This window comes from Janthinobacterium paucivorans, from assembly GCF_051380805.1.
GTDB classification, from domain to species: domain Bacteria; phylum Pseudomonadota; class Gammaproteobacteria; order Burkholderiales; family Burkholderiaceae_D; genus Janthinobacterium; species Janthinobacterium lividum_D.
Map to the genome: position 1 here is coordinate 24,134 of NZ_JBNYXR010000024.1, position 11,551 is coordinate 35,684.

9 protein-coding genes are annotated in these 11,551 nt (G+C 62.0%); 7 read left to right on the forward strand and 2 right to left on the reverse strand.

All coding sequences use genetic code 11. From position 1 onward, the window contains the following. Window positions 1-53: 53 nt before the first annotated feature. Both ACQ4V8_RS21145 and ACQ4V8_RS21150 read right to left on the reverse strand, forming a co-directional pair. Complete coding sequence (locus ACQ4V8_RS21145) at window positions 54-983, reverse strand: pseudouridine-5'-phosphate glycosidase (protein ID WP_193365519.1); 930 nt, start codon at window positions 981-983, stop codon at window positions 54-56. Between the two features lie 3 nt (window positions 984-986). Continuing rightward, the gene (locus ACQ4V8_RS21150; RefSeq protein WP_010395072.1) at window positions 987-2,144 is read right to left on the reverse strand and encodes a carbohydrate kinase; all 1,158 of its coding nucleotides are present in this window, start codon (window positions 2,142-2,144) and stop codon (window positions 987-989) included. 433 nt (window positions 2,145-2,577) lie between these two features. Between ACQ4V8_RS21150 and xapA the strand changes: the two genes are divergently transcribed. The 7 genes from xapA to ACQ4V8_RS21185 all read left to right on the forward strand — a co-directional run bounded on the left by xapA (window position 2,578) and on the right by ACQ4V8_RS21185 (window position 11,330). Then, window positions 2,578-3,417: a xanthosine phosphorylase gene (xapA, locus tag ACQ4V8_RS21155; protein WP_010395075.1), complete on the forward strand. Its 840-nt coding sequence runs from the start codon at window positions 2,578-2,580 to the stop codon at window positions 3,415-3,417. 119 nt (window positions 3,418-3,536) lie between these two features. Next, a complete protein-coding gene (locus ACQ4V8_RS21160) occupies window positions 3,537-4,730 on the forward strand; it encodes a phosphopentomutase (RefSeq protein WP_436572130.1) in 1,194 nt (397 codons plus the stop codon). Next, complete coding sequence (gene deoC / locus ACQ4V8_RS21165) at window positions 4,727-5,686, forward strand: deoxyribose-phosphate aldolase (RefSeq protein WP_010395077.1); 960 nt, start codon at window positions 4,727-4,729, stop codon at window positions 5,684-5,686. The genes ACQ4V8_RS21160 and deoC overlap by 4 nt, the downstream gene beginning before the upstream one ends. 12 nt (window positions 5,687-5,698) lie before the next feature. Next, complete coding sequence (locus ACQ4V8_RS21170; RefSeq protein WP_436572131.1) at window positions 5,699-8,080, forward strand: aldehyde dehydrogenase family protein; 2,382 nt, start codon at window positions 5,699-5,701, stop codon at window positions 8,078-8,080. A gap of 206 nt (window positions 8,081-8,286) precedes the next feature. Beyond that, window positions 8,287-9,609 carry a thymidine phosphorylase gene (gene deoA, locus ACQ4V8_RS21175; protein WP_436572132.1) on the forward strand — a complete coding sequence of 441 codons (1,323 nt, stop codon included), beginning with the start codon at window positions 8,287-8,289 and terminating at the stop codon, window positions 9,607-9,609. A gap of 85 nt (window positions 9,610-9,694) precedes the next feature. Continuing rightward, window positions 9,695-10,102 (forward strand): cytidine deaminase, encoded by a 408-nt coding sequence (locus ACQ4V8_RS21180; RefSeq protein WP_436572133.1) that lies wholly within the window; start codon window positions 9,695-9,697, stop codon window positions 10,100-10,102. A gap of 10 nt (window positions 10,103-10,112) precedes the next feature. Next, entirely contained in the window at window positions 10,113-11,330 is a 1,218-nt protein-coding gene (locus tag ACQ4V8_RS21185; protein ID WP_436572134.1) for a nucleoside deaminase, read from the forward strand. Window positions 11,331-11,551: the final 221 nt, after the last annotated feature.

Genomic DNA, 11,551 nt, shown 5'->3' on the forward strand with positions numbered 1-11,551 from the left:
TAACGCTGTGTGCGCAGCGCGGGCAGTACGCACACTTCTATACAGCAGTCTTATTATCGTGCCACGACTGCCTGCATGGCAATGGCCAGCTTGCTTCCCACTTGCGCATTGTGCTTGACCAGGGCGATATTCGTTGCCAGGCTGCGGCCATCCGTCAACTGCTTGATGCGTGACAACAGGAATGGCGTGACTTGCTTGCCTTTCACGCCGCCCGCATCAGCTTCTTGCAGTGCTTGCGTGGTAATGGCATCGATTTCTTCCTTGGGCATGGCTTGCGCGGCCGGCACGGGATTGCTGACGACGACGCCGCCTTGCAAGCCCAGTTGCCACTTGGTGTTGATGAAGGCAGCCTGCTCGGCGGCCGTATCGAGGCGGAAATCTGCCTTGAAACCGCTTTCGCGCGTAAAGAAGGCAGGAAAACCTTCCTGGCCCACGCTGATGACGGGCACGCCGTGCGTTTCCAGGTATTCCAGGGTCAGGCCAATGTCGAGGATGGATTTGACGCCCGCGCAGACCACGGCGACCGAGGTTTGCGCCAGTTCTTGCAAGTCGGCGGAAATGTCGAAGCTGGTTTCCGCACCGCGGTGCACGCCGCCGATGCCGCCCGTGACGAACACGGCGATGCCAGCCAATTGCGCGCAAATCATGGTGGCGGCCACGGTGGTGGCGCCCAGCTTGCCTTGCGACAAGACGAACGGCAGGTCGCGGCGGCTCACTTTCATGGCCTCGGGCGAAGTGCCCAGCAATTCCAGTTGCTCGGGCGACAGGCCGATGCAGATCTTGCCGTCGATGATGGCAATGGTGGCCGGCACGGCACCGCCGTCACGGATGATCTGTTCCACTTCGCGCGCCATTTCCACGTTTTGCGGATACGGCATGCCGTGCGAAATGATGGTCGATTCGAGTGCCACGATGGCCTTGCCGGCGGCGCGCGCGTCCAGTACTTCTTGCGAGAACGAGAGGAAATTATTCAATTGCGTCATGTTTCAATCCTGTTGAAAGAGGGTAGGGGGAGGTGGCGCCAGATCGGCGTCGTCGATGTCGTCGAGTGCGCCGGCCGAAATCAGGGGCGAGACGGTGGCCGCCGATTCCAGCGTCATGGCGGCCAGCTTCAGGCCGCGCCGGCAGGCCAGTTTCAAATCGCTGCTGTCGTGATAGAGCGACCAGCAGACGGCGGCGGAAAAGGCGTCGCCGGCGCCTGTCACGTCGACGGCGTCCACTTCGCGCGCGGCCAGGTGCATGACGGGCGCGTCCTGGCTGTCGCCATCGGTGAAGTACACGCCTTCGCTGCCGCAGGTGACGATCACCTGGCGCGCACCCTGGCGCTGCACTTCGCGGCAGGCAGCGCGCACATCAAATGCCGTCGGCAAAGCGCGCGCCACGCGCGTTTCCAGTTCGCCCCGGTTGAGGATCAGCAGATGCAAGCCCGTCAGGTCTTGCGGCAGGTGCGCCATCTTTGGCTGCGAGACGGCGACGATGACCAGCGGCGTAGCGTGAGTCGCATCCTGGCGCGCGTCGGCCAGCAGTGCCTGCACGCTGTCGTGGCCCAGGTTCAGGTCACAGACGGTGAGGGCGGCGGCGGCACGCTGCGGCTGGCGGCTGTGCAAAAATGCCGGCGTCAGCTGTTCATACAGTTGCATGTTCGCCATCGCCAGCAGCATTTCGCCATGTTCGTCGAGCACCGCCGTGTAAGTGCCGCTACTGGTATTGTTCAAATGTAAGCTACCGCGCATGTCGATGCCCGCGTCTTCCGCGTGCGTCTGCAGGGCGTGGCCTGCGGCATCGTCGCCCAGTGCCGTCAGCAGGGCCACGGGGAGCGACAGGCGGGCCAGGTTTTCCGCGATGTTGCGGCCCACGCCACCAAACACTTCTTCCGAGCGCACGGGATTCGAGGTGCCCATCTGCAGGGTCGCCAGGGTGCGCATCTTGCGGTCGAGGTTGGCGGCGCCTATGCACAGCACGGGGCGGCTGTCGGGGAGTACGTAGGCGCGTCCCAGCAAACGGCGCTCACGTATCAGTCCGGCGATATGGCCGGCAACGGCCGAGCGCGACAAGCCCAGTTCGCTCGCCAGGTCTTGCTGCGAGATGAAGGGGTTGTTGCGTATCAGCGTGTATAGCTGGTCTTTTTTATTGGGATCGGTCACAAGGTAGTCGCGGAAGTTCTAAACATTTGTCTAAAACTGTAAACATTTGTCTTTTTTCTGTCAAGCTTGTATTTGGCTTGTATTTAGCCTGCATAGGAAGCTTGTGCCAATTTCGCCTCAGTCATGCCGGGAAAGTGCGCGTATACAGCTTGTACACAGGTATTTTGCGCACATCGCAAGGGCCGTGTGGGCGCTGGCAGGTGAGTGCCTGCCTAGACTATAATATCGGCCATTTATATTTGAATTGTATAAATGGGCAAGAAAAATGGTATTTGCCATACATAATCCGTTTGATGCATAGTGGCGGAAAATAGTGGCAATACGCATCTGGATAGTCCAGCAACACCCTTACATACCCGATACCTGGGCGCGATACTATGCGTACACCGCCGCGCAGGCCGCACCATCATCATTAGCCAATCAGAGGATAACCATGTCGAATAACACCCCTTTCTACGCCGCCGAAATCATCCGTGCCCGCATCCCAGAAAATTTCAAGCCGCGCGTGGCAATGATCCTCGGCTCCGGCCTCGGTGTGTTGGCCGAGCAGATGACGGATGCCGTCAGCATCAGCTTTGACGAATTGCCAGGTTTCCCGATCAGCACCGTGCACGGTCACGCTGGCGAACTGGTAGTCGGCACCCTGTCGGGCGTCGCCGTCGTCTGCATGAAGGGCCGTGGCCACTTTTATGAAGGCTATGGCATGGGCGTGATGACGAGCGCTATCCGCACCCTGAAGCTGCTGGGCTGCGAAATGCTGTTCGTCACCAACGCCGCCGGTTCCTTGCGCCCTGAAGTGGACGCCGGTAGCCTGGTGGCCATCAGCGACCATATCAACCTGCTGCCAGGCACGCCGATGGTCGGCCCCAACGATGACCGCTTTGGCCCGCGCTTCTTCAGCATGGCCAACGCCTATGACGCCGAACTGCGCCAACAAGTCAAGGACACGGCGGCCGCCAGCGGCATCACCCTGCACGAAGGCGTATTCGTCGCCTACCCAGGTCCGAACTTCGAGACGGCCGCCGAAATCCGCATGATGGCCCGCCTGGGCGCCGACACGGTCGGCATGTCGGTGGTGCCGGAAGTGGTCTCGGCCCGTCATTGCGACTTGAAAGTGGTGGGCGTGTCGGTCATCACCAACCTGGCCGAAGGCATGTCGCCATTCGCCCTGTCGCACGAGCAAACCTTGAAATACGCGGCCATTGGCGCGAAAGACCTGGTCAAGCTGATCCTCGCTTTCCTGGCCAAAGTGGCTGAAAAACCGCAAGCCTAAGATTGTAAAACGTTTCATTTTTTATGCAGTAGCGGCGCGCTGATCATCGGCGCTGCCGCGCGGCAGGCCGGAAAAATCCGGCCTACACTGTCCGCATCCTCCACAAAGCGAGCCTTATCATGTCACGCGCATTTATCCTCCTGCTTGATTCCTTCGGCCTTGGCGCGACGCCAGACGCTGCCAAGTATGGCGACGCAGGTGCCAATACCTTTGGCCACATTGCCAGCACTGTCGCCAAAAGCGGCAAGACCTTGAAACTCCCGAACATGGAACGCCTGGGACTGGGCGCAGCGGCGCACCTCGCCAGCGGCGAATGGGCCGTGGGCTTCGACCAGCGCGACGGTTTCACCGGCGCCTACGGCGCGGCGCGCGAGCGCTCCACCGGCAAGGACACGCAGAGCGGCCACTGGGAAATCGCCGGCGTGCCCGTCGAATTCGACTGGGGCTACTTCCCCCGCACCACGCCGTCCTTCCCCGCCGACCTGACCGACAAGCTCAAAGCCATGTCGGGCGTGCCCGGCTTCCTGGGCGACTGCCATGCCTCGGGCACGGACATCATCAACAAGCATGGCGATGAACACGTCGCTACCGGCAAGCTGATTATCTATACCTCGGGCGACTCGGTGATGCAGATCGCCGCGCATGAAGAATCGTTTGGCCTGGAGCGTCTGTATGCCGTGTGCGAAATGGCTTTCAAACTGGTGGAACCGTACAACATTGGCCGCGTCATCGCCCGTCCGTTCACCGGCAGCAATGGCAACTACACGCGCACCAGCAACCGCCACGACTATGCCGTCGCGCCGCCAAGCAAGACCTTGCTCGATCACGTCAAGGATGCGGGCGGCGAAGTTGTCGGTCTGGGCAAGATCAGCGACATTTTCGCGACCCAGGGCATTTCGCGCGTCGTCAAGGGCGTCGACAACATGGCGCTGTTTGAAGCGCTGTTGAAAACGGCCGATGAAGTGCAGGACAAGTCGCTTACTTTTGTCAACTTCGTCGATTTCGACCAGTCGTTCGGCCACCGCCGCAACGTCGAGGGCTATGCCGATGCGCTGCGCGAAATGGATGCGCGCCTGCCGGAATTCATCGCCAAGCTCAAAGATGGTGACCTCGTCGTGATCACCGCCGACCATGGCTGCGACCCTACCTGGCCCGGCTCCGACCATACCCGTGAACATATACCGATGATTTTCTTCGGCCCCGGCATCGCCCCGCGCGCACTGGGCATTTCCGAGACCTTCTCCGATATTGGCCAAACCCTCGCCAAGCATCTTGGCGTGCCACCACTTGCTAATGGAAGCAGCTTGTTATGACACTCATGCACCCCGACTTCAAGCGTAACGAGGCCGTTGGCCTCGACCTGGGCTGGATCAACCAGATCCGCGTCAACCGCGCCGCGACAGACCGCCGTGCGGCCAGCCTGGCGAACCGCCGTACGGTGAAAAAGGAATACCAGGCTGCCTGGCTGGTCAAGGCCATCGAGGTGATCGACTTGACCACCCTCGGTGGCGACGATACGCCGGGTCGCGTCGAGCGCCTGTGCATGAAGGCCATGCGCCCGCTGCGCGCCGACCTGATGGCAGCGCTGGGCTTGACCGAGTTGAGCACCGGCGCCGTGTGCGTGTACCACGAAATGATTCAACCGGCCGTGAAAGTCATTCAGGGCCGTTTGCCCATCGCTGCCGTGTCGACCGGTTTCCCGGCTGGCCTGACGAGCATGGAAACGAAGCTGCGCGAGATCGAACTGTCGGTCGCGGCAGGCGCTTCGGAAATCGATATCGTCATCACGCGCCAGCACGTCTTGAATGGCAACTGGCAGGTGCTGTACGACGAAATGCTGGCTTACCGCAAGGCTTGCGGCGCAGCGCACGTGAAGGCAATTCTCGCCACTGGCGACTTGCTGACGATGGAAAACGTGGCCAAGGCGTCGTGGGTCTGCATGATGGCAGGCGCTGATTTCATCAAGACGTCCACAGGGAAAGAGGGCGTTAACGCCACCATTCCCGTGGCCCTGACGATGGTGCGCACGATCCGCGAATACCACGAGCAAACGGGCTTTCAGGTGGGCTTCAAGCCGGCCGGCGGCGTCAGCTCGGCCAAGAGCGCGCTGCAGTATCTGACCCTGATGAAGGAAGAGCTGGGTAATGAATGGCTGCAGCCGCACCTGTTCCGCATCGGCGCTTCCAGCCTGCTGACCGACATCGAGCGCCAGCTCGAGCACTACGTCACCGGCAGCTACTCGGCCAATCATCGTCACGCACAACCTTAAAGAACATTCGTCATGCCTACAATTAACGAGATTCTCACTACTATGGACTACGGCCCTGCTCCCGAAAGTCAAAAAGAAGCACAGGCGTGGCTCGACGGCCATCAGCGCAAGTTCGGCCTGTTTATCGACAATGCCTGGAGCGAGCCGGCGCAACTGTTCGCCTCGACGAATCCGGCTGACGGCAGTGCCCTCGCTGAATTGACGCAAGCGAGCGACGCCGATGTTGCGCGCGCTGTGGAAGCGGCACGTCGCGCGCTGCCTGTATGGCAAGGCATGGGTGGTCATGGCCGCGCGAAAGTCATGTACGCGCTGGCCCGTTTGCTGCAAAAGCATGCGCGCCTGTTCGCCGTGCTGGAAACGCTGGACAACGGCAAGACCATCCGCGAAACGCGCGATATCGACCTGCCGCTGGCCGCCCGCCATTTTTACCATCACGCCGGCTGGGCGCAGCTGCAATCGGAAGAGTTTTCCGACTATCGCGCGGTGGGCGTGGTAGGCCAGATCGTGCCATGGAATTTCCCCTTGCTGATGCTGTCGTGGAAAATCGCCCCGGCCCTGGCCGCCGGTAACACGGTCGTCTTCAAGCCGGCCGAATTCACCTCGCTGACGGCCATGCTGTTCGCCGAATTGTGCCTGCAGGCGGGCGTGCCGGCCGGCGTAGTCAACATCGTCACCGGCGACGGCCGCGTCGGTTCGGCCATCGTCAACCACCCTGGTGTCGACAAGATCGCCTTTACGGGTTCCACCGAAGTGGGTCGTTTGATTCGTGTCGCGACGGCCGGCAGCGGCAAGAAGCTGTCGCTGGAGCTGGGCGGCAAGTCGCCCTTCATCGTCTTCGAGGATGCAGATCTGGACAGCGCCGTGGAAGGTCTGGTCGACTCAATCTGGTTCAACCAGGGACAAGTCTGCTGCGCCGGTTCGCGCCTGCTGGTGCAGGAATCGATCGAGGAGCGCTTCCTGAACAAGGTACGCGCGCGCATGCAAAACCTGCGCCTCGGTTCGCCCCTGGATAAATCGATGGACGTGGGCGCGCTGGTCGATCCGGTGCAGCGCCAGCGCATCGCCGCGCTGGTCGATTCGGCCCGTGCCGAAGGCTGCGACGTATGGCAGCCCGCGTGCGAACTGCCGGCAGACGGCGCGTGGTTCCCGCCTACCCTGATCACGGGCGCGTCGACGTCTGCTGCCGTGGCACAGGCTGAAATCTTTGGCCCCGTGCTCGTGGCCATGAGCTTTCGCACCCCGCCCGAAGCGGTACAGCTGGCGAACAATACGGTGTACGGCCTGGCTGCCAGCGTGTGGACCGAGTCGATCAGCCTGGCCCTCGATATCGCTCCGGCCATCAAGGCCGGCGTGGTGTGGATCAACAGCGCCAACCAGTTCGACGCCGCTTGCGGCTTCGGCGGCTACCGCGAATCGGGCTTTGGCCGCGAAGGCGGCCGCGAAGGCATGCTCGAATACATGACGGCCCTGGCCGAAGATGCGCGTCCGGCTTTGCCAGTAGTGGAAGCGAAGGCGAAAGGGAATGCGAAACCGGCGCCAGCCGATCCGTTCGCCATCGACCGCACGGCCAAGATGTACATTGGCGGCAAGCAGGCGCGCCCTGACAGCGCTTACAGCGCGCCTGTATTTGGCGCCAATGGCGCCTTGCTGGCCGAAGTGGGCGTGGGCAGCCGCAAGGATATCCGCAACGCCGTCGAAGCGGCCCATAAAGCGTCTGGCTGGAGCAGTGCCACGGCGCACAACCGCGCGCAAGTGCTGTACTACATCGCCGAAAACCTGGCGGCGCGCGCCGACGAATTTGCCGCCCGCATCGCCGCCATGACGGGCAGTAAAAATCCGGAGAAGGAAGTGCAGGCATCGATCGAACGCCTGTTCTACTACGCCGCCTGGGCCGACAAGTACGATGGCCTGGCGCATCAGCCGCCCACCAAGGGCATCACCGTCGCACTGAACGAAGCGATAGGCGTGATCGGCATCGTCTGCCCGAATGAAGCGCCATTGCTTGGCTTCATTTCGCTGGTAGCGCCGGCCATCGCGCTGGGCAACCGCGTGGTGGTGGTGCCGTCGCAAGCGCATCCCTTGTCCGCGCTGGACCTGTACCAGGTGTTCGATACCTCCGACTTGCCGGGCGGCGTCGTCAACATCATCAGCGGCAACGCCGATGAACTGGCGCGCACCCTGGCCACGCATGCCGACATCGATGCCGTCTGGCGCCATGACGGCTCGGCCGACGGTTGCGCGGAAGTCGAGCGCCTGTCGGCCGCTACCCTGAAGCGCACCTGGGTCGGTGGCGCCAGAGGCCGCGACTGGTACAGTGCCGCCCAAAGCGGTGGCCGCGCCGTGCTGGCGCATGCGTCGCAAGTGAAAAACGTGTGGATACCTTACGGTGTTTAACTGACTGATAACTGGCATTGTGAAGCTGGGGTCAGACCCTAATATCGTTCAGTTAAGGGTTTTGGCGTGATTTATGAGCGCCAGTAAATTCGCTAACCCCAGGGGCAAAGAGCCGGGGTCGGTCATTTCGTGATCGGAATGTGCTCCATTGAAGCACATTCCCCCGTCGGGACTGACCCCAAACCTATTTTTATTGGAGTTATTCGATGTTTTTAACCCAAGAAATCATCCGCAAGAAGCGCGACCAGGGCGTGCTGAGCACCGAGGAAATCCAGTTTTTCGTGCGTGGCATCACTGACGGCAGCGTCAGCGAAGGCCAGATCGCGGCGCTGGGCATGGCCGTCTATTTTAATGACATGAACATGGACGAACGCGTCGCGTTTACCCTCGCCATGCGCGATTCCGGCCAGGTGCTGGACTGGCGTTTGCTGAACCTGCCCGGTCCTGTCGTCGACAAGCATTCGACGGGCGGCGTGGGCGATGTGGTGTCCCTGCTGCTGGGTCCCATGGTCGCCGCGTGCGGCGGCTATGTGCCGATGATCTCGGGCCGCGGCCTGGGCCACACCGGTGGCACCCTGGACAAATTCGACGCCATTCCCGGCTATTGCACGGTGCCGGACAATGCATTGTTCCGTCAAGTGGTCAAGGACGTTGGTGTGGCCATCATCGGCCAGACAGCGCAGCTGGCGCCGGCCGACAAGCGTTTTTACAGCATTCGCGACGTCACTGCCACGGTAGAATCGGTGGCCATGATCACCGGCTCCATCCTGTCGAAGAAACTGTCGGCAGGCCTGGATGCGCTGGTGATGGACGTGAAAGTAGGCACGGGCGCCTTCATGCCGACCTACGAAAAATCGGTGGAACTGGCCCAGAGTATCGTCGCCGTGGGCAATGGCGCGGGCATGCAGACGTCGGCGATTTTGACGGACATGAACGAATCGCTGGCGCCGTACGCAGGCAATGCGCTGGAAGTGCGCGGTGCCATGGATTACCTGACCGGGCGTTCGCGTCCCGCGCGCTTGCATGAAGTGACGCTGGCGCTGTGCGCCGAGATGCTGGTGCTGGGTGGCCTGGCGGCCACCGAAGAAGAGGCGCGCATGAAATTGATGGCGGCGCTACATTCGGGTGAAGCGGCCGAGCGTTTCTCGCGCATGGTGTGCGCCCTCGGTGGTCCGGCTGATTTGCTCGAGAAGCCGGACAAATACCTGGAAAAAGCACCATTCGTCGTGCCGGTGCCGGCGCTCACAGGCGGTTACGCGCATGTGCGCGATTGCCGCGGCATTGGCCTGGCCGTCGTCGCCCTGGGCGGCGGGCGTCGTCGTCCGAGCGACAGCATCGATTTCGCTGTCGGCCTGACGGACCTGGTGGGACTGGGCGAGCAAGTGGCCGTTGGCCAGCCGCTGGCCATGGTGCATGCGCGCACGCAAGCGGCGGCGCAGCAAGCCGTCAAGGAAATACAGGAAGCGTATGCGATCAGCGCAGTGGCGTTGACGGCCAGCCCGGTAATTTACCGCACCATTCGAGCATAACTATTTTTAGCCCTAAAGCAGGGTCTGGGGTCGTACCCTGAGGGTACGACCCCGGCCTTTGCGGGTTTTACAGGTAAATAATCAAATGAACAACCAAGAACTGATCGCCGAAGCCAATGCTGGCCGTGAACTGGCCTACGCGCCGTATTCGCGTTTTAAGGTAGGCGCGGCGTTGCTGTGCAAGGATGGCCGCATTTTCCGTGGCTGTAACGTGGAAAATGCCGCCTATGGCCTGTGCAACTGCGCTGAGCGCACGGCTTTTTTCAGCGCCATCGCGCATGGCTGCAAGCCGGGCGACTTCGCCAAACTGGCCGTCACAGGCGATACGGCAGAACCGATCTCTCCATGCGGCGCCTGCCGCCAGGTGATGTTCGAGATGGGCGGTGCCGATTTGCCGGTGATCCTGACGAACCTGAAAAACGACATCATGGAAGTGACGGCGGGCTGGCTGCTGCCACACGGTTTCGGCAATTCCGACCTGGACATGAAGTAACAGGCTGCGCTTGAACAAGACGATCGACATCCAGGCCGCCGTTGCCATCGCTGCGGCCGAAGCCATGGCTGCCAAGACGCAGGGTACGTTCGGCGTGGGCGGCGTGCTGCTCGATGGCGCCGGCAATGTGCTGCAATCGATGCACAACAACGTCGTGCGCCGGGGCCTGGTGTTCGACCCTACCGCGCATGGCGAGCGCCAGTTGGTGGACTGGTATTTCGCCGAGCGGGCCAAGGGCACGCCCTTGCCGGCGCCGGGTGAGCTGACCATCGTCACCTCGCTCGACCCCTGCTGCATGTGCACGGGGGCGATATTGGCAGCCGGTTTCAACGTGGTGGTGGCCGCGTCCGACGCCAAGGCGGGCATCAATTACGATGGCGCTGCCACGTTCACGGCCTTGCCAGCGCCGCTGCAGGCGCAGGCTGGCCGCAGCTTTTGCTACCCGGCCGTGCGCGGCGCGACCGAGTATGCGCGCGGGCCGTCCGGTGCCGCGCCCAAATCTTTTTTCATCGGCAAGAGCATCCACGAGGCGACGCAAGCACTGTGCTCGCTGGTATTCGAAGCGACATCGGCCCAGGTGATGCAACTGCTGAGTGCCGGCGACGATGGGCCCCGGCGCGATCCTGTTACCTTGCCGTCCGAGCACGCCGTGGTGCGCGCCTTGCGCCGCCGCTATCCCGATGCCCTGACCTACCGCTGCGACCCGCATGCGCCCGACGCTGGCCTGGCACCATTCCTGCAGGCGGCCATGGAGCAGGACGTGCGCGATGGCGGCCAGGGCGATGCGGCGGCCTTGCTCGATTCCTTTGGCAACCTGCTGCTGTGCATGCCGGGCCAGCTGGCGCGTTCGCCCATCCGCACGCCATTCATGGAATGCACGCGCCAGTACGCGCAATTGCGTTATGAATTGATGGCCGGCGCCGAGCCGGCGCTGCAGGAAGAAATCAAAAGCTACCTGGGCCACCCCAAGCATGGCACTTTCGTGCTGGCCGTCGGCCCGGACGACAGCGCCGCCAGTTTCATGACTCTGGGCGCCTACGGCTCGACCATGGAAGGCGCGCTGCCGGAGAATAATCCGGCACAATTCCAGTACGTGCGCCCGGCCATGACGCAAGACGCGTTGCTGGCGCTGTGCAACGCCATGCCACCGCTGTACCGCAAGTTGATACGCATCCGACCGTGCCAGGTGGCCGACCAGGCGCTGGTCAAGGCCCTGGCCCAGGCTTAGGCGTCGTCGTCCGGCAGGTTCTGGAGTAAAAAGTGCCCGCTATGCGGCTAATGCCGTTCAGTTAGTGTGTTGGTGATGCTATTTTTAGCCCAAGAACCAGGACTGGGGTCGGACCCTGAGGGTCCGACCCAATCCACCCAAGTTAAGCAACAGGCTGCCATCAAGCAACCTTGTAGGCCATGTATTTATGGGGCTTGTAGGCGTTGGTTTGCCGTGACCTT